Source organism: Streptomyces sp. NPDC054847 (assembly GCF_053610925.1).
Map to the genome: position 1 here is coordinate 1 of NZ_JBSGZJ010000102.1, position 18284 is coordinate 18284.

Below are 18284 nucleotides of genomic sequence, written 5' to 3' on the forward strand. Positions count from 1 at the left end.
CCTTCGGGCCGTGCCGCGGCTGAGGCGATGCAGGTGCACGTGATATTCGGTTACGGGACGATGCGAGGAGGTCGGTGGAGATGTTCCTCGCTCTGCTTGTGAGCGGTTCTGTCGTCGCACTGGTGCTGATCGGACTGTTCGTCTTCGGACTGCGCAGGAGGCTGATCCAGCGCTCCGGCGGTACGTTCGACTGCAGTCTGCGCTGGAACCTCGTGGAGGATCACGATGCTTCCGGCAAGGGGTGGGTGTACGGCGTCGCCCGGTACAACGGTGACCGGATCGAGTGGTTCCGGATCTTCTCGTACGCGCCCCGGCCCCGCCGGGTGCTCGAGCGCTCCGCGATCGAGGTGCTGGCCCGCCGCACGCCGGAGGGCGAGGAGGAGCTGGCGCTCCTCTCCGATTCCGTCGTGCTCGCCTGCCGGCACCGCGGGACCCGGCTGGAGCTGTCGATGAGCGAGGACGCGCTGACCGGCTTCCTCGCCTGGCTGGAGGCGGCCCCGCCCGGCCAGAGGGTCAACGTCGCGTAGCGATGGTCCGGCGTGTACGGAACGCGTCGGAGTGCATGACAAAGCCCGGGAGAGGTGACTCTCCCGGGCTTCTTCGTCAGCGGACCGTGGTGCTATCCGAGGCCGCTGTTGATCGCGCCGACCAGCTCTCCGTTGCTGGTGTCACCGCTGAACTCCCAGAAGAACGCACCGCCGAGGCCCTGGTTGTTGGCCCAGTTCATCTTTGAGGTGACGGTCGCCGGGGTGTCGTAGCTCCACCAGTTGGTGCCGCAGTGGGCGTACGCCGTGCCGGCGATCGTCCCGGTGGCCGGGCAGCTGTTCCTGAGGACCTTGTAGTCCTCGATGCCCTGCTCGTACGTGCCGGCCGCCGGCCCGGTGGCCGTGCCGCCCGGGGCGGACTGGGTCACGCCTGTCCAGCCGCGTCCGTAGAAGCCGATGCCCAGCAGCAGCTTCTTGGCCGGCACACCCTTCGCCTTGAACTTGGCGATCGCCTCGGCGGAGTTGAATCCGGCCTGCGGGATTCCCGGGTACGAGGTGAGCGGTGAGTGCGGGGCCGTGGGGCCCTTGGCCGCCCAGGCGCCGAAGAAGTCGTACGTCATCACGTTGTACCAGTCGAGGTACTGCGCGGCGCCGCCGTAGTCGGCCGCGTCGATCTTGCCGCCGGACGAGGCGTCGGCCGTGACCGCCGCGGTGACCAGGTTGTTCGCGCCGAACTTGGTGCGCATGGCCTGCATCATGTTCTTGAACGCCGCGGGGCCGCTGGTGTCGCAGGTCAGACCGCAGGCGTTCGGGTACTCCCAGTCGAGGTCGATCCCGTCGAAGACATCCGCCCAGCGGGGGTCCTCGACCAGGTCGTAGCAGGACTGGGCGAAGGCGGCCGGGTTCTGCACGGCCTGGCCGAAGCCGCCGGACCAGGTCCAGCCGCCGAACGACCACAGGACCTTGATGTGCGGGTACTGGGCCTTCAGCTTGCGCAGCTGGTTGAAGTTGCCGCGCAGCGGCTGGTCCCAGGTGTCGGCCTTGCCGTCGACGGACTGGTCGGCGGTGTAGGCCTTGTCGTAGTCGGCGTAGGCGTCACCGATGGTGCACTTGCCGCCGCTGACGTTGCCGAAGGCGTAGTTGATGTGGGTGATCTTCGACGCGGAGCCGGAGGTCACCAGGTTCTTCACGTGGTAGTTGCGACCGTAGACGCCCCAGTTGGTGAAGTAGCCCAGCTTGACCTTGTCGCCGGGGCCGGGCTCTCCGCCGCTGCCGCCGGTGGTGCGGACGGCGACGGCACCGCTGACGGGGCCGGTCTGGTCGGCGCTGTCCCGCGCCTGGACCGAGTACGAGTAGTCCGTGCCGGCGGTCAGGCCGGTGTTGGTGTACGTGGTGCCGGTGACCGTGGCGATCCTGGCGCCGTCGCGCAGGACGTCGTAGTTCTTGATGCCGTTGTCGTCGGTGGCCGCACGCCAGCTGAGGTTCACCGACGTGTCGGTGATGCCGGAGGCCGTGGGGGTGCCGGGGGCGGAGGGCGGGTTGTCACCGGGCACGCTGCCGCCGTCGCACGAGGCGCCGTTCAGCTTGCAGTTGGACGGGGAGCCCGGGCCGCTGCCGTTGAAGCCGAAGGAGACGGAGGCGCCCGGGGCGAGCGTGCCGTTCCAGCCGACGTTCTTGGCGGTCCAGTGGTCGCCGGAGCTGGTGACGGTGGCGTCCCAGGCGGAGGTGACGCGGGTGCCGGAGGGGAAGTCCCACTCGACGGTCCAGGAGTTGATGGTCGTGGTGCCGGTGTTCTTCACCGTCCACTTGCCCTCGAAGCCGGTGCCCCAGTCGGAGGACTTGGCGTAGGTGGCCGTCGCCGAGGTGGCCGCTTCCGCGGGCGAGGCGAGTCCCACCATGGCGGCGAGGGGGAGGAGAAGGGCGGTCAGTCCCGCGGTGGCCCTGGCTCTGAACCGTGATCGGGGGCGTGGGGGCGCAACGGTGCTCAAGGATGCTCCTCGAGTTGAGTGCGGACATGTCAGGGGTGGTCCGTGCACTGTGCACACCGCGGGGCTCACCGCAGTGTGCTCGGTGAGATTAGGGTGGTCTGGACCAATCGTCAATAGGTCCAGACCAAAGGTCCGCGTCCTGTCGTACCGCCCCGGGTCAGATGCCCAACTCCTGCGCGAGGACCGCCGCTTGCACCCTGCTGCGCAGCTCCAGCTTCCCCAGCAGTCTGCTGACGTGCGTCTTCACCGTGGCCTCCGCCATCGACAGCCGCACCGCGATCTCCGCGTTCGACATCCCCTCACCGAGGCACGAGAGCACCTCCCGCTCCCGCCTCGTCAGCGCGTCCAGCACGGCCGGATCAGGCGCGTCCGCCGACCGTACGGGCCCGGGCGCGGCGAACTCCGCGATCAGCCGCCGGGTGACCGCCGGCGCGATCATCCCCTCGCCGCGTGCCACCGCCCGCACCGCCTGGAGCAGGTCGCCCGCCTCGGTGTTCTTCAGCAGGAAGCCGGCCGCACCCGCCCGCAGCGCCCCGAAGACGTACTCGTCGAGATCGAACGTGGTCAGCACCAGCACGTCGGCCAGCTTCTCCGCGACCACCTGCCGTGTCGCGGAGACCCCGTCCAGCCTGGGCATCTGCACATCCATCAGCACCACGTCCGGGCGCAGTTCGCGCGCGAGGCGCACCGCCTCCTCGCCGTCCGCGGCCTCCCCGGCCACCTCGATGTCCGGCGCGCTGCGCAGGATCAGGACCAGCCCCGCCCGTACCGCGTTCTGGTCCTCCGCGACCAGCACCCGGATACGGGCCCCCGTCCTCGAGTCGTCCGCCTGCGCCGTCATGCCGATGGCTCCTTGTCGTCCGTCACGGGCAGCACCGCCCGTACGCGCCAGATCTTGTCGGGCCCGCCGGCCGGGCCCTCCACCGGACCGGCCTCGAGCGTCCCGTCGAGCAGCGCGACCCGTTCCTCCATCCCCACCAGGCCCGCACCGGAGCCGGGCGCCCGCGGTCCCGGCCGACGCCCGAACCGGCTCGTCACCGACACCCGCAGCGCGTCGCCCGCCCCACCGGACACCTCGACGCGCACCTCACCGGCCTCCGCGTGCTTGATCGCGTTCGTCAGCGACTCCTGGACGATGCGGTAGCCGGCGAGCTCCACGGGCGCCGGCAGCCGGGCGCCCTTCTCCCGCTCGTCACGGAGCACGAAGCTCAGCCCGCTCTGCCGGCCGTTGGTCCTCGCCTGCTCCACCAGGGCGTCGAGTCCGGCCAGGGTGGGTGCGGCGGCCGGCTCCACGTCACCGCTGCTGTCGCGCAGCAGTCCGATCAGCCGGCGCATCTCGGCCAGGCCCTCGACGCTGTTCTCGCGGATCACGGTCATCGCCTGCCTGGTCGTCGCCTCGTCGTCCAGGGACAGCGCCGCCGTGGAGTGGATCGCGATCGCGGAGAGGTGATTGGCGACCATGTCGTGCAGTTCCCGGGCCATCCGGGCGCGCTCCGCCGCGATCGCCTGGGTGCGGTCCATCTCCGCGAGCAGCGCGGTCTGTTCGGCCCGCAGCCGGGCGGCGTTCGCCGCCTCCCGGTGGTTGCGGACGATCGCGCCCGTCGCGGCGGGGAAGAACGCGACAAGGGCGGTGACGACGCCGACGAGCAGCGCGGCCGCGTCCCTGAACCAGGCCAGGAAGCCGACGGTCACGGCGATGGTCACCATCGCGGTGATCACCGGGATGCGCCGGGCGGAGGCCGGGGTGCCGTAGACGACCGCCGCATAGACGAGATCCGCGAACATCAGGACCGTCGCGATGCTGCCGAGCGTGAACTGGTCGCCGATCACGGCGACCGTGCCCACGAGCAGCGCCGTACGGGGCATGGTCCGGCGCAGAAGCTCCAGGAAAGCCGTCACCACGAGCGGCACCAGGGTCACCCAGGCCGGCAGCGGCGTCCGGGACTCGCCCTGGCTGTGCAGCCCCAGCCAGTACAGCAGCAGGCCGCCGAGCAGACCGGCGGCCGCGGCGAGCACGTCGTCACGGTGGGGGCGGGGGAAGGTCACCCGTCCATCAAACACGGCACGACGGCCCCCGTGCGTCCGCGCGCGGGGTGAGCCCGCGGTACATCGAAGGATGCAGTCGCAGTTCGTCAAGGGCGACGACGAATCCCTGCCCGGCGGCGGCCACGCTTGGACCGTACGAAGGGAGACTGCCGTGATCGTCACGCTGATCGTGATCTGCGAGGTCGGCTTCTGGGTGCTGCTGGCCGCCGGACTGTCCGTCCGCTACCTGCTGAAGATGCCGCGCACCGGCGCCGCGCTGCTGCTGTGCGAACCGCTGCTGGAAGTCCTGCTGCTGGTGGTCACCGCGATCGACCTCAAGAACGGCGCGGAGCCGGACTGGAAACACGGTCTGGCCGCCCTCTACATCGGCTACACGGTCGGCCACGGCCACCGCACCGTCAAGTGGCTCGACGGCCACGCCGCGCACCGCCTCGCCGGCGCGCCTCCGCCGCCGAAGCCACCGCGCTACGGCATGGCCCGCGCCCGGCACGAGGGCAGGATCTGGCTGGGCACGGCGGTGGGCGCGATCGTCGCGACCGCGCTGCTCCAGATCGCGATCTGGTACGTCGGGGACGCCGGCCGGACGGAGTCGCTACGGAGCTGGATGTACGGCGCCTGGCGTGCGGCGGGCATCCACGGCCTGATCACGCTCACCTACGTGTTCTGGCCGAAGAAGGCCCGGGCGGACGAGCGGGAACGCGAACCGGTCCGCGCCGAGCGTTAGCGCTCCCCGCCCGGCACCCACAGCACGTCTCCGACCTCCTTGTTCGCCACCCTGGCGAGAATGAACAGGAGGTCGGAGAGGCGGTTGAGGTACGTCGCCGTCAGCGCGTTCATCGTCTCGCCGTGCACTTCCATCGCCGCCCATGTCGAGCGCTCCGCCCGCCGTACGACCGTGCACGCCTGGTGCAGCAGCGCCGCGCCCGGCGTGCCGCCCGGAAGGATGAAGCTGCGCAGCTTCTCCAGTTCCTCGAGGAAGCGGTCGCAGTCCGCCTCCAGCTTGTCGATGTACGACTGCTCCACCCGCAGCGGCGGGTACTTCGGATTCTCGACGACCGGCGTGGAGAGGTCCGCCCCTACGTCGAAGAGGTCGTTCTGCACCCGGACGAGGACCTTCACGACCTCCTCGTCCAGCTTCCCCAGTGCGATGGCCGAGCCGATGACCGCGTTGGCCTCGTTGGCGTCGGCGTACGCGGAGATGCGCAGATCGGTCTTGGCGGTGCGGCTCATGTCGCCGAGGGCGGTGGTGCCCTGGTCGCCGGTGCGGGTGTAGATGCGCGTCAGATTGACCATGTGGCCAGCCTAGTTAGGCACCGGGCCGGTGGCAGGTCCGTGTGCCCACCGTCACGGCCGGCGCCGCCGGCCCGCGGCGCCGAGGCCGCCCGGAGCGCGGTCCGGGAAGCGGGAGGGGCCGTCCCGGTGTGATGTCCGTCATCTGAGACGTGACGCGCATCTCTTCACGGTCACAGGGGCCCCTCACGACCGCTAATCTCCGGCAGAGAGCGCACATGTAAACAGTCGTTAAGGAGTGCCGCAGTGGCCAGGAAGCTCGCCGTCATCGGTGCCGGACTCATGGGTTCCGGAATCGCGCAGGTCTCTGCCCAGGCAGGCTGGGACGTCGTTCTGCGTGACGTCACCGACGAGGCACTGACCCGCGGCAGGGACGGCATCAAGGCGTCGTACGACAGGTTCGTCTCCAAGGGCAAGCTCGAAGCGGCCGACGCCGACGCGGCGTTGGCGCGCATCACCACCACCACCGACCTCGACGCCGTCGCCGACGCCGACATCGTCGTCGAGGCGGTGTTCGAGAAGCTCGAGATCAAGCACGAGATCTTCCGCGCCCTCGACAAGCTCGTACGGGACGACGCGGTCCTCGCCTCCAACACCTCCGCCATCCCGATCACCAAGATCGCGGCGGTGACGGAACGCCCGGAGCGCGTCGTCGGCGCCCACTTCTTCTCGCCCGTCCCGATGATGCAGCTGTGCGAGCTGGTGCGCGGCTACAAGACGAGCGACGAAACCCTCGCCACCACGCGTGAGTTCGCCGAGTCGGTCGGCAAGACGTGCATCGTCGTCAACCGCGACGTCGCCGGCTTCGTCACCACCCGACTCATCTCGGCGCTCGTCGTCGAGGCCGCGAAGCTGTACGAATCGGGCGTGGCGAGCGCCGAGGACATCGACATCGCCTGCAAGCTCGGCTTCGGACACGCCATGGGGCCGCTCGCCACGGCCGACCTGACCGGTGTCGACATCCTGCTCCACGCCACGAGCAACATCTACACCGAGTCGCAGGACGAGAAGTTCGCGCCGCCGGAGCTGATGCGCCGGATGGTGGATGCCGGTGACATCGGCCGCAAGAGCGGGCAGGGCTTCTACAAGCACTGACGCCGAAGAGGCGTTATCGACCGGTTCGACATCACCCGGCGGGGTGAATTCGGTATCGGTTCGCTTACAAGTAGCAACCCCTGCGCCTACGCGGCAGTCAGTTGTTGCAGGACAGAGAAGAACCGAAGAACAGTCAGCCGCACAGTCGACACGGGGCCAGCACGGGGCACTGTAAGCAAACTCGGGGAGCGCATATGCACATCAGGGGCGACCACGCCGAGCTGGTCGTCGGGGGCCGCCTCGACGTCCGCAGCGCGGCGGACGCCCGTACGGTCCTGCACTCGGCCGTCGACGACGGAGCCGGCGACCTGGTGCTCGACCTGACCCACCTCGATTCCTGGGACGCCACCGGGCTCGGGGTCATCATGGGGGCGCACCGGCGGGCCGGCAGATGCGGTCGCCGGCTGGTGCTCCGTGGTGTGCCGCCGCAGATGCAGCGACTGCTTGTGGCGACGAGGCTGCACCGCATCCTCGCCATCGAGGGCGGCCTCGCTGCGGAATCGCTTCCTCGGGTGTGATCCCCGCCGCCGGTGGTGACCGGCGCGAGGCCGGCCACGGCGGCGGGGTGGGTGCGGGTACGGCGACGCGGCCACGCGGCCTGCCGGCGGTCGGGGCCGCCGCGGAGAAACGTCCCGTCATGTGTGACGGGGGCACGAACGGGGCGAGCAGCGCAATCCTCCTGAGACCGTGACGTCGGGGACGTGCGGCACCCCGAAGGTTTCGCGATGCGCGGCGAACGTCTAGGGTTCGATCGCCTGCCCTTTCGACGGACCCATGAGGCGGGCTCCGGACCGAGGCGACAAGACGTGCAGGAAGGCCGGGAGGCACCGCACGCGGCTTCGGCCCCAAGACAGTGATCTTGGCGGCGACAAGGCCGGGCGAACCTGATCTGGGAGCTTTGACCATGGACAACGACAGCTTCGGCGAGGGCGCCGGACCGGTGCGACCGCCGCGCGACGCCATCACGCCCGGACAGTCGACGCCCACGCCCCGGCGCACGGTCCAGCTCGTCTCCGGCGACTTCCTGCTCACGATCAACCCGGTCGACGGCAGCGAGATCGAACCCTGCCCGCCCGGAGGGCCCGTTCGGGCCGACGGCCAAGGGGGCGAGCAGCCCGGCCGGCCGACCCGCCGCAGCGCCGCGCAACGCGCGGAGCTCCTCCGCGCCGCGCAGCCCCCCGTGCCGCCCGGCCCCGCCGCCCCCCGCCCGCCGCTGCTCGAACGCGACGAGGAACTCGCACGGCTCGTCCGACTCCTCGGCAGCGGCCGGTCCGTCCGGCTCACCGGCCCGGCGGGCTCCGGCCGCACCTCGCTGCTCGACGCCGTCGCCGCGAAGTGCGGCGCCTTCGCGCCCGACGGGGTCGTACGTCTCAACGGCCACCGCCGCACGCCCGCTGAGCTGCTCCACGAACTCTTCACGGTCGTCTACGACTCGCCAGGAATGCGCCCCGACCGGAACGCGCTCGCCGGCTTCGTGCGCGACATCGGAGCCGTCGTCATTCTGGACGACCTCGAGTTCGGCGGTGCGTCCCTCGACGAGCTGCTCGACGCCGCACCGGAATGCGCGTTCCTCGTCGCGGCCACCCCGGACATCGCCGCACCCGGCGCGGGCTCGCACCTCGAAGAGGTCTTCCTCGGCGGCCTCGGCCGCGCCGCCGCACTCGAACTGCTGCGCAAGGCCGTGGACCGGCCGCTGACAGAAGAGGAGTCCAACTGGGCGGGCGACCTCTGGTTCGAGTCGGAGGGCCTGCCCCTGCGGTTCGTCCAGGCCGCCGCCCTGCTGCGCCAGTGCGACGAGCTGCGGGCCGACCCGGAGGCCTTCGAGGAGTTCGCCCCCTTCGCGGCCGCCGGCGGCAAGGACGTACCCCTGCCGTCGCTCGGCGAGGGTGCCGCGCCCGCCTCACTGCTCGCCTCACGGCTCAGCGACTCGGCCAGGCAGACCCTGCGCTTCGCGGTCGCCCTCGGCGGCGAGGTACCGCACCAGGCACACCTGCCGGCCCTCGTCGGGGACACCCACGCCGACGCCGCACTCGGCGAACTGATGAACTGCGGACTGCTCTCCCCGGCCGGCCCGCGCTACCGGCTGGCGGCCGGTGTGCTCGCCCAGCTCCGCGAGAAGGGCTACGACGAGGACGCCGTCGGCCACGCGCACACCGCCGCCCAGCACTACGCCTGGTGGGCCGGACACCCCTCCGTCAGCCCCGAGCGGGCCGTGGCGGAGGCGGACGCCGTGCTGGCCGCCCTGAGCGCCCTGGTGCCCGGCCGGGACGCCGGACACCCCAGCACGGCCGTCCTGCTTGCCCGCAGCGCCGCGCCGGCGTTCGCCGCCGGACGGCAGTGGGCCGCCTGGGAGCGGGCCCTGCGGATGGGCTCAGAGGCCGCCCGCATCGCCGGTGAGGTCGCGGAAGAGGCCTACTTCCACCACGAGTTGGGCGTCCTCGCGCTGTGCACCGGGAACGTGGACCGGGCCAGGGCCGAGCTCGAGGCGTCGATCGGTATGCGCGGCGCGCTCGCCGACAAGAGCGGCACCGTCGCCGGACGCCGGGCCCTCGCGCTCGTCGCCGACCGCGAGTCCGGGCCGGCGCCCGCCGCCCCGGGCGAGGCGGGACCCGTGTCGCCCCCGAGGGGCGGGCCCGGCTCGGCGCTGACGAAGCGGCTGCCGCGGACCGGGTCGCAGGACCGCGGCGCTGCCGCGCCGGTGACGGGTCAGCAGCAGGAGACCCCGGCGGACGGCTCCGGCCGCCCGGCGGGCCGGGGCGCGGCCATCCTCATGGGCGCCCGCCGCAACCTCGTCGCCACGGGAGCGGGTGCGCTGCTCGCGGTGGTCCTCGGCACGGTGGTCACCCTGGGCATGACCTCCGACCAGGAGGAGCCGCCCGGGAGCGACGTACGCAACGGGCAGCCGGTGAACGAGGACGACGTCGACGACGACTGGACGGCAGAGGACCCGACGGCAGACGTCTCCGACGATCCGTCGGACGACAAGGACGACGCCAAGCCGACGGGATCGTCCACGTCGGCCACGACGCCCGCGTCGACGGGCCGCCCGTCGGTACCGGGGGAGACCCCGTCGCCGAGCTCGTCGCGGCCGGAGAGCCCTTCGGACTCGCGCCCGCCGTCGAGTCCGAAGCCGCCGTCGAGCCCCAAGCCGCCGCCGGTCGCGACGCCGCCGACGGTCTCGTCCTCGCCGACGAAGACCACGACCCCGACTCCGACTCCGACGCCCTCCCAGACGTCCACGGCCCCGGGCGGCAGCGCGTCCGCGAGCGAGCCGAGCGAAGCGACGATGACGAGCGACGGGCCGGCTTCCGCGTCGCCGTCGATCATCTGACGGGTCGCGTCTCGACGGCTCGGCCCCTTTCCCCACCCCGCCCACTCCCCGAAACCCTGACGGGACCGGGCCTGCGCCCGCACATCGGGGCCAGGACTGCGCTCGAGCCCCCGGCGGCAGCGGGGGTGTGCCCCGCACCGCTGAGGGGCTGGGCCTGAGGACCTCTGACGGGACTGGGCCTGCGTCGCGAAAGCCAGAGGCCGGTCTGCGCCCGAGCCCCCGGCGGCAGCGGGCTGCGCCCGAGCTCTTGGCGCGACCGGGGCTGCGTCCCCCGAGGCCCCTGACGGGGCTGCGCCTGCCCACTTGGCGGGACCGGGCCGTGCCCGAAGCCCAAACGGGACGGAGCCGTGCCCCGCAACCACCCGGGGGACCGGAGCCGCGCCCCGAATCGCTGAGCGGGGCCTGCGTGGCGAAGCCGGGCCGGGCTGGGCCCGAAACCCCTGGCGGCACCGGGGTGTGCCCCGCACCGCTGAGCGGCTGGCCCGGAGTTCCTGGCGGGGGGCGGGCCTGCACCTTTGGCGGGACCGGGCTGCGCCTGTCCCCTTGGCGGGATCGGGACCGCGCCGAGGCCCTAACGGGACAGGCCATGCCCCGAATCCCTTGGCGGGACCGAGCCGTGCTCACCCTGGGGGCTGCGCTCGAAGCACAGTGATGGGGATGCGCCTGCGCCCGGGGCGAGCTTGCCCGGAGAGCTCGACGGGCGGGGCTGCGCCTGCCCTCGCGTCGGCGCCGCGTGCCGCTTCTGCGCTGCGTGGGAGCCGGCCGGGTGTCACCGCGCGGGGTGCCGCCCGGCGGTGAGGCTGTACTGACGGGGCGCAGGCCCCAGCCGTGCGGCGGGACGGCCCGCATGGCCCCAGCCGTTACAAGCCCGTGAACGGCACCCTCGGCGGGCGGGGGCAGCCCGTGCACGACTTGGGACATCGCGGCCGGGGCGGGCTTGCCCGGAAGCTCGACGGGCGGGGCCGGCGCCCCTAACCGCTGATGGGCTGGGCCTGCGTGGCGAAGCCGGGCCGGGCTGCGCCCGGAACCACGGCGGGACGGGGCTGCGCCCCGAACCGCGGCGTCAGAACAGGCGGAGTTTGTCGTCCTCGATGCCGCGCATCGCGTCGTAGTCCAGGACCACGCAGCCGATACCGCGGTCCGTCGCCAGGACCCGGGCCTGGGGCTTGATCTCCTGGGCCGCGAAGACGCCCTTCACCGGCGCCAGGTGCGGGTCGCGGTTGAGGAGTTCCAGGTAGCGGGTGAGCTGCTCCACGCCGTCGATCTCGCCCCGGCGCTTGATCTCCACCGCCACCGTCGCGCCGTCGGCGTCACGGCAGAGGATGTCCACCGGGCCGATGGCCGTTGGGTATTCACGGCGGATGAGGCTGTACCCCTCGCCAAGTGTCTCGATCCGGTCGGCAAGGAGCTCCTGGAGGTGCGCTTCCACGCCGTCCTTGATGAGGCCGGGGTCGACACCGAGCTCGTGCGACGAATCGTGGAGGATTTCCTCCATCGTAATGATCAGTTTCTCGCCCGCTTTGTTCACGACGGTCCAGACGCTGTCGTCGCCCTCCTTCAATGTGCAGGGAGGGGACATCCAGTTCAGCGGTTTGTACGCCCTGTCGTCGGCGTGGATGGAGACACTGCCGTCCGCCTTGACCAGGATCAAACGGGGGGCGGAGGGCAGGTGGGCGGTGAGCCGGCCGGCGTAGTCCACGGAGCAGCGGGCGATGACGAGACGCATGGTCCGCAACGCTACTCGAAGGACGCCGCGCTGCGCGATTCGCCCCGGAAGCGCCCTTCGTTATTTGGCCGGTTGTGTGCCCAATCTCCTGGTGCGCTCAAGTCGGCGCACTTACCGTGGAAGACAGGAGGTCGTCGGCCGTGCACTCTGCGTCGCCGTACAGCATTGGTATGCCGTCGTTCGGTCGCTTCCTCCTTCCCTGCCCGTAAGGCCCCGTTCTGCGGGGTCGCGAGAGGAGAACCCATGTCGCTCGACGTCTCACCGGCGCTGTTGGAACAGGCCGAGCGAGGCGAGGTCGACGAAGCAGCTTTCGTCGACTGCGTCCGGACCTCCCTGCCCTACGCATGGGAGATGATCAGTTCTCTGGTGGCTCAGCTGAAGGTGGACGGCGGCGAGTTCGCCGACAACCAGACGCCTCCGCCGGACGAGCAGGCACGTGGTCAGCTGCTGCGCGCGCTCGCGAGTGACGCGATTCGCGGCGCGCTGCAGCGGCACTTCGGAGTGCGACTGGCATTCCAGAACTGCCACCGCGTCGCGGTGTTCCCGCTGGACCCCTCGGTCGACGAGCGGCTCGCCCGCTTCACCTCGATCCGGGGTCAGTTGCTCAATCAGTCGCCCGAACTGCGCGACTGCTGAAGTCTTTTGCTGCCGCTCCGCATCATTGGAGGTGCACAGATGTCGGAGCGGCGGCACCGTCGGACCCGGAACCTCGCAACCATGGACACGGACGAGCGTCAGTCGAGCAGGGGCAGCACGTCCGTGCCCAGCCGCCGGACGTTCTCCTCGGTGGTGGCGAGGTCGCCGGAGCCCTCCGCGAGCAGCGCGAAACGTGTGATGCCGGTGCGCTCCGCGGTCGCCGCAAGGCGGTCCGCGGCCAGGCGCGGCGGCCCCACCGGATGCAAGGAACAGAGCAGCTCCGTGTACGCGACGGGGTCGCGCATCGCGCGGTGCCGTCCGTCGACCGTCACATGCGCGTCCAGGCCCTGCTTGAGCCAGCCGGGCATCGCCTTGACGAGGGTCTCCGCCGCCTCGTCCGCGCGGTCGGCGATCTGGACGACGCCGGCCGACACATGCCCGGCCGCCGCGACCTTCGCGGCCGGGTGTCCGGAGGAGAGGGCGTGCGTACGCCACAGGGCGACCATGTCCGCCTTCTCCTGGTCGCCGCAGTGCATGCCCAGCAGCATCGGCAGGCCTCGCTCCGCCGCGAGCCTGACGCTCTGCGGGGACGTGCACGCGACGACCACCTCGGGGCCTTCCGACGGCCCGTCGATCAGCTCGTCGGGACGGGGGACCACCGCGACCTCGCGGAAGGCGAACCGTTCGCCCTGCGCGCCGACGCGGGGTTCGCGCAGCCAGCGCAGCAGCAGGTCGAGGGATTCGGGGAAGCCCTGTTCGTACGCGGCCAGGCCGGCGCCGAACACCTCCAGGTCGACCCAGGGCCCGCCGCGTCCCACTCCGAGGGTGAACCGCCCGTCGGACGTGAGATGCAGCAGTGCGGCCTGCTCGCCCAGCGCCACGGGATGTGCGCTCGGCAGCACGCTCACCGCCGTGCCCACACGGATGCGGCGGGTGCGGCCGAGCAGCAGCGCCGCGAGGGTCACTGCGGACGGGCACACCCCGTACGGTACGAAGTGGTGCTCGGCCAGCCACACGGCGTCGAGGCCCGCTTCCTCCGCCACCTCGGCGGAACGCACCGCCCGGTGCAGTGCCTCCCCCTGTCCTTGGCCCGGGAACTGGGCCGCCAGTACGAACGTTCCAACGCGCATCGCCTTCTGCCTCCTTGCGGCCGACGCGTCACTCCCCCTACAGGCAACAACGCCTGACACGTGCCAAAGGCACGGGCAGGAGGGAAGTTGTTGCGATTTTCCGGTAACTGGCCCTGATGCAGGACGTGCGCGCACCCGTGGGAGGGACAGGCGTCGCGGCCCGGGCCCGTACGCTGTACGGGCAACTGTCCTGACTTGCCCCGTGAGGTGTCACGTGTCCCCGCGCCGCAACCGCCCCCGAGGCGGCGAGAAGCCCACCGAGCGAGCGAGCGACCCCGCAGGCCGGTACGGCGGTTTCGGCAGCAGCGAGTCCTGGCAGGGCGAGGAGTGGTCGGTGCGCCATGTCGCGGGTGCGAGTGCCGCCGGCAAGCGGTACCGCTGTCCCGGATGCGACCAGGAGATCGCCTCCGGCATGCCCCACGTGGTGGCCTGGCCCGAGCACGGCGGCGTGGACGACCGCCGTCACTGGCACAAGGCGTGCTGGAACGCGAAGGACCGCCGCACCTCGAAGGTGCAGCGGTCCAGGAACGCGCCGAGGTACTGAGCGCGCGGTCAGACGTCCCGGCTGCTCATCGTCGCGTACGCGCCGCCGAGCGCCACGACCGCGAGACCGAGCATGATCCACACCGGCTCCCAGCCGAGGGGACCGGAGGACCCGCCCGACGCAGCCTCCCCGTAGATGCCGATGAGCTGGCTCGGGATGGCCCACTCCAGCAGGAACTTCTGCAGGTCCTGCAGCGACTCGGAGAACATGAACATGGCCGCCACCAGCGGCAGCAGCATCACGCCGATCATGGTGGTGATCGCACCGGCCGAGTGCCGGATCATGGCGCCCACGGCCAGGGACAGCAGCCCGAGCGAGGCGATGTAGAGACCCACGCCGACGGAGGCGCGCAGCCATTCGTCACCGGTGGGCTCGGCCGCCTCCACCATCGCGTTCTGGATGACCGCGACGACGCCCGCGACCAGCGTCGTGATCGTGAGGACCAGGAGGAAGAAGACGGCGGCCTTGGCCGCCAGCACCCGGCCGCGGCTCGGGCAGGCCGTCAGCGTCGTCCGGATCATGCCGGTGCTGTACTCGGACGCGATGGTGAGCACGCCCAGGGTCATCACGCAGATCGAGCCGGGCAGGACGCCGAAGAAGCCCATGCCGAGGGCGGACGAGTCACCGATGTCGGCCGATTCGCCGGCGGCGGACACGAGCGCGGCGACACCGAGACCGATGCCGAGCATCAGCACGATCATCACGCCCAGCGTCCACATCGTGGAGCGCACGGAACGGATCTTCGTCCACTCGGACAGGAGCGCGTCACCGAGGCTGGCCCCGCGCACCGGGATCGGGGAGGCGTACGAGCCGGGCTGCTGGTAGGGAGTGGTCATCGTGCGTCCTCGGGCTTGGTCAGGTCGGCGGGGGCGGCAGCCGGGGGAGCGGGGGCCTCGGCCGGGGCGGCGGCGGGCGGCGCGGCCGGCACCGGGGCCGCGTACGGGTTCTGGCCGGGCTGGGGCGGCGGCGGGGCGTAGAAGCCCTGCTGCGGCACCTCGGGGACGTGCGGCTGCGGCGGGACGTGCCCCATCGGCGGCTGCTGCATGAGCCCGGACTTCTCGTCCGCCGTCGAGCGGTAGTCCACCGCGCCCTGCGTCATCCGCATGTACGCCTCCTCCAGGGAGGCCTGGTGCGGCGACAGCTCCCACAGCCGCACGTCGGCGCCGTGCGCCAGGTCGCTGATGCGGGGCAGCGGCAGGCCGGTCACCCGCAGCGCGCCGTCCGGCTCCGGCATCACCTGGCCGCCCGCCTCGGTCAGAGCGGCGAGGAGCTTCTCGCGCTGTTCGGGCTCCGTCTGCGGGGTACGGACCCGGGCGAAGTCCGCCGAGTTGTGGGAGATGAAGTCCTTCACGCTCATGTCCGCCATGAGCTGACCGCGTCCGATCACGATCAGATGGTCGGCCGTGAGGGCCATCTCGCTCATCAGGTGCGAGGAGACGAAGACCGTACGGCCCTCGGCGGCCAGCTGCTTCATCAGGTTGCGCACCCAGAGGATGCCCTCGGGGTCGAGGCCGTTGACCGGCTCGTCGAAGAGCAGCACCTGAGGGTCGCCCAGCAGCGCGGCGGCGATGCCGAGCCGCTGACCCATGCCGAGCGAGAAGCCCTTGGAACGCCTCTTCGCAACGCCCTGAAGGCCCACGACGCCGAGCACCTCGTCGACCCGGCGGTCCGGGATGCCGGAGAGCTGCGCGAGCGACAGCAGGTGGTTGCGGGCGGTGCGTCCGCCGTGCACCGCCTTGGCGTCGAGCAGCGCGCCGACCTGGCGGGGCGCGTTCGGCAGCTGCCGGAACGGGAGCCCGCCGATGGTGACCTGGCCCGACGTCGGCCGGTCGAGGCCGAGGATCATGCGCATCGTCGTGGACTTGCCCGCGCCGTTGGGGCCGAGGAATCCGGTGACGGCGCCCGGCCGCACCTGGAAGGAAAGGTTGTACACGGCTGTCTTGGCGCCATAGCGCTTCGTCAGGCCGACTGCCTCGATCATTCTCCAGCCCCATCGACTTTCGGGTCGTCGGGGCACAGGCGGTGCAGCCGTACGCCCCCGTAAGTGCTAGGAGGATAGCCGGGCCCCGATGGTTCCGCCCAAGCAGATACGGCTACGGGTCCGTTCAGGCGTCCCGCTTCTTCAGCACGAGGAAGCCGCCGAGGAGCGCCGCGGCAACCCACAGCAGCATGATGCCCAGGCCGCCCCAAGGGCCGTAAGGGGATTCCCCGCTGTTCATGGCGTTCGGGACCACCTGCATGATCTTCGCGCCGGCCTGGTCGGGGAAGTAGCGCGCGACGTCCTTGGCGCCCGGTACCGCGGAGAGGATCTGGGAGACCAGGAAGAAGAACGGCATCAGGATGCCCAGCGAGAGCATCGAGCTGCGCAGCATCGTGGCGACGCCCATCGAGAAGACCGCGATCAGGCCCATGTAGATGCCGCCGCCGATGACGGCCCGCAGCACGTTCTCCTCGCCGATCGTGGTGCGGTGCTCACCGAGCAGTGCCTGGCCGAGGAAGAACGTGAGGAAGCTGGTCGCCATCCCGACCACGAGGGCCAGCAACCCGGCCACCGCGATCTTGCTGAAGATGAACGTGCCGCGCTGCGGCACGGCGGCGAGCGAGGTGCGGATCATGCCCGAGCTGTACTCGGTGCCGACGACGAGGACGCCGAAGACGACCATCGCGAGCTGTCCGAGCACCATCCCGGAGAAGCTGATGAGGGTCGGGTCGAACGTCAGCCGCTCGGCGTCCGGCAGATCGTCGAACGTGGCGTTCATCAGGGCGCACAGGGCCGCGCCCATCGCGACGGTCACGGCGAGCGCGCTGATCAGCGTCCAGCGGGTGGAGGAGACCGTACGGATCTTGGTCCACTCGGACTGGATGACGGCGGGTACGGATGCCATCGGTCAGGCTCCCTCTTTGCGCGGGGCCCACTGCGGGACGCCCTGGCCGGACGGCGGGGCTTCGACGCCGGGCGGTGGTGGTGCGCCCGCGCCGGTGGAGTGCGCGTGGTACTCCACCGAGCCGGCGGTCATCTGCATGAACGCCTCCTCGAGCGAGGCGCGTTGGGCACTGAGCTCGTGGAGCACGATCCGGTGCTCGGCCGCGAGCTCGCCGAGCTGCTCGGTGCTCGCGCCGTCGACCTCCAGCGTGCCGTTGTCCGTCTCGACGACCGTCATGCCCGCCCGGTGCACGGCGTCCCGCAGTTCCTCCTGCTGAGGGGAGCGGAGCCGCACATAACTGCGGGAGTTCTGCTGGATGAAATCGGCCATCGATGTGTCGGCCAGCAGCTTGCCCTGGCCGATCACGATCAAGTGATCGGCGGTCAGGGCCATTTCACTCATGAGATGAGAAGAAACGAAGATCGTCCGGCCTTCTTGCGCAAGGGCTTTCATCAGATTACGGATCCAGTGAATTCCCTCGGGGTCCAGACCATTGACCGGTTCGTCGAACATCAGGATCTCGGGATCACCGAGCAGTGCCGACGCGATTCCGAGCCGCTGGCCCATACCCATGGAGAAGCCCTTCGACTTCTTCCGGGCGACCGGCGTCAGTCCCACCACGTCGAGGACCTCGGCGACACGGCTCCGCGGGATGCGGTTCGCCTGGGCCAGACACAGCAGGTTGTTGTACGCGCTGCGGCCGCCGTGCATCGCCTTGGCGTCGAGCAGTGCCCCGATGTACTTCAGCGGCTCCTCCAGCTCGCGGTAGTGCCGGCCGTCGATCCTGACGGTGCCGCTGGTGGGATTGTCGAGATCGAGCATCATCCGCATCGTCGTCGACTTGCCCGCCCCGTTGGGGCCGAGGAAGCCGGTCACCACCCCGGGGCGCACCTTGAAGGAGAGATGGTCGACCGCGACCTTGCTGCCGAAGTGTTTGGTGAGACCCTCGAGCTCGATCATGCGTTCACGCTACGGGGGCCGGGAAGCGTCCGCCACCGGGTTCCGGGAAGGGATGGAGTCCCTTCCGCATCAGGGTGACACCGGCGGGCAACAGGGTGAGGGGGACGGGCCGGACGCACAGGTGCCCGG

At 71.0% G+C, this 18284-nt stretch carries 17 protein-coding genes; 7 read left to right on the plus strand and 10 right to left on the minus strand.

Translation table 11 applies throughout. The annotated features are described in order from the left end of the window. The first annotated feature begins 80 nt into the window (after positions 1 to 80). Positions 81 to 527, plus strand: a complete 447-nt coding sequence (locus ACWGH4_RS13615; protein ID WP_453459672.1) for a DUF2550 domain-containing protein — start codon at positions 81 to 83, stop codon at positions 525 to 527. A 92-nt stretch (positions 528 to 619) separates the two neighbouring features. Here ACWGH4_RS13615 and ACWGH4_RS13620 read toward each other — a convergent pair whose 3' ends face one another. The 3 genes from ACWGH4_RS13620 to ACWGH4_RS13630 all read right to left on the minus strand — a co-directional run bounded on the left by ACWGH4_RS13620 (position 620) and on the right by ACWGH4_RS13630 (position 4519). Continuing rightward, entirely contained in the window at positions 620 to 2473 is a 1854-nt protein-coding gene (locus ACWGH4_RS13620) for a glycosyl hydrolase family 18 protein (protein WP_453459675.1), read from the minus strand. 157 nt (positions 2474 to 2630) lie between these two features. Then, positions 2631 to 3314, minus strand: coding sequence for a response regulator (locus tag ACWGH4_RS13625; RefSeq protein ID WP_453459678.1), 684 nt, complete (start codon positions 3312 to 3314; stop codon positions 2631 to 2633). Beyond that, positions 3311 to 4519, minus strand: coding sequence for a sensor histidine kinase (locus ACWGH4_RS13630; protein ID WP_453459681.1), 1209 nt, complete (start codon positions 4517 to 4519; stop codon positions 3311 to 3313). Before ACWGH4_RS13630 ends, ACWGH4_RS13625 begins: the two co-directional genes overlap by 4 nt. A 151-nt stretch (positions 4520 to 4670) precedes the next feature. On the opposite strand from ACWGH4_RS13630, the gene ACWGH4_RS13635 reads away from it, so the two are divergent. Then, positions 4671 to 5243: a hypothetical protein gene (locus ACWGH4_RS13635; protein ID WP_453459699.1), complete on the plus strand. Its 573-nt coding sequence runs from the start codon at positions 4671 to 4673 to the stop codon at positions 5241 to 5243. Here ACWGH4_RS13635 and ACWGH4_RS13640 read toward each other — a convergent pair. Next, positions 5240 to 5812: a cob(I)yrinic acid a,c-diamide adenosyltransferase gene (locus ACWGH4_RS13640; protein WP_441266148.1), complete on the minus strand. Its 573-nt coding sequence runs from the start codon at positions 5810 to 5812 to the stop codon at positions 5240 to 5242. The two genes, ACWGH4_RS13635 and ACWGH4_RS13640, sit on opposite strands and share 4 nt — an antisense overlap. 243 nt (positions 5813 to 6055) lie before the next feature. Here ACWGH4_RS13640 and ACWGH4_RS13645 point away from each other — a divergent pair, with 243 nt between their 5' ends. The 3 genes from ACWGH4_RS13645 to ACWGH4_RS13655 all read left to right on the plus strand — a co-directional run bounded on the left by ACWGH4_RS13645 (position 6056) and on the right by ACWGH4_RS13655 (position 10235). Beyond that, positions 6056 to 6904: a 3-hydroxyacyl-CoA dehydrogenase family protein gene (locus tag ACWGH4_RS13645; RefSeq protein WP_453459685.1), complete on the plus strand. Its 849-nt coding sequence runs from the start codon at positions 6056 to 6058 to the stop codon at positions 6902 to 6904. 194 nt (positions 6905 to 7098) lie between these two features. Then, on the plus strand, positions 7099 to 7422 hold the full coding sequence (locus ACWGH4_RS13650; RefSeq protein WP_018845393.1) for an STAS domain-containing protein: 324 nt from the start codon (positions 7099 to 7101) through the stop codon (positions 7420 to 7422). A gap of 386 nt (positions 7423 to 7808) precedes the next feature. Beyond that, entirely contained in the window at positions 7809 to 10235 is a 2427-nt protein-coding gene (locus tag ACWGH4_RS13655; RefSeq protein ID WP_453459688.1) for an ATP-binding protein, read from the plus strand. Between the two features lie 1063 nt (positions 10236 to 11298). On the opposite strand, the gene nucS is transcribed toward ACWGH4_RS13655, so the two are convergent. Further along, a complete protein-coding gene (nucS, locus tag ACWGH4_RS13660; RefSeq protein ID WP_037773735.1) occupies positions 11299 to 11961 on the minus strand; it encodes an endonuclease NucS in 663 nt (220 codons plus the stop codon). 243 nt (positions 11962 to 12204) lie between these two features. Between nucS and ACWGH4_RS13665 the strand changes: the two genes are divergently transcribed. Then, positions 12205 to 12597 (plus strand): SCO5389 family protein, encoded by a 393-nt coding sequence (locus ACWGH4_RS13665; RefSeq protein WP_005311822.1) that lies wholly within the window; start codon positions 12205 to 12207, stop codon positions 12595 to 12597. Positions 12598 to 12695: 98 nt separating this feature from the next. Here ACWGH4_RS13665 and ACWGH4_RS13670 read toward each other — a convergent pair whose 3' ends face one another. Then, positions 12696 to 13727, minus strand: a complete 1032-nt coding sequence (locus ACWGH4_RS13670; protein ID WP_441266145.1) for an LLM class flavin-dependent oxidoreductase — start codon at positions 13725 to 13727, stop codon at positions 12696 to 12698. Between the two features lie 214 nt (positions 13728 to 13941). Here ACWGH4_RS13670 and ACWGH4_RS13675 point away from each other — a divergent pair, with 214 nt between their 5' ends. Beyond that, positions 13942 to 14271, plus strand: a complete 330-nt coding sequence (locus ACWGH4_RS13675; RefSeq protein WP_441266144.1) for an ATP/GTP-binding protein — start codon at positions 13942 to 13944, stop codon at positions 14269 to 14271. A gap of 8 nt (positions 14272 to 14279) precedes the next feature. On the opposite strand, the gene ACWGH4_RS13680 is transcribed toward ACWGH4_RS13675, so the two are convergent. From ACWGH4_RS13680 to ACWGH4_RS13695, 4 genes are all read right to left on the minus strand, one after another. Further along, the gene (locus tag ACWGH4_RS13680) at positions 14280 to 15107 is read right to left on the minus strand and encodes an ABC transporter permease (RefSeq protein WP_441266143.1); all 828 of its coding nucleotides are present in this window, start codon (positions 15105 to 15107) and stop codon (positions 14280 to 14282) included. Then, positions 15104 to 16252 (minus strand): ABC transporter ATP-binding protein, encoded by a 1149-nt coding sequence (locus ACWGH4_RS13685; RefSeq protein WP_453459693.1) that lies wholly within the window; start codon positions 16250 to 16252, stop codon positions 15104 to 15106. Before ACWGH4_RS13685 ends, ACWGH4_RS13680 begins: the two co-directional genes overlap by 4 nt. A gap of 124 nt (positions 16253 to 16376) precedes the next feature. After that, positions 16377 to 17156 (minus strand): ABC transporter permease, encoded by a 780-nt coding sequence (locus ACWGH4_RS13690; protein WP_441266141.1) that lies wholly within the window; start codon positions 17154 to 17156, stop codon positions 16377 to 16379. Between the two features lie 3 nt (positions 17157 to 17159). After that, entirely contained in the window at positions 17160 to 18155 is a 996-nt protein-coding gene (locus tag ACWGH4_RS13695) for an ABC transporter ATP-binding protein (RefSeq protein ID WP_453459696.1), read from the minus strand. Between the last annotated feature and the right edge of the window lie 129 nt (positions 18156 to 18284).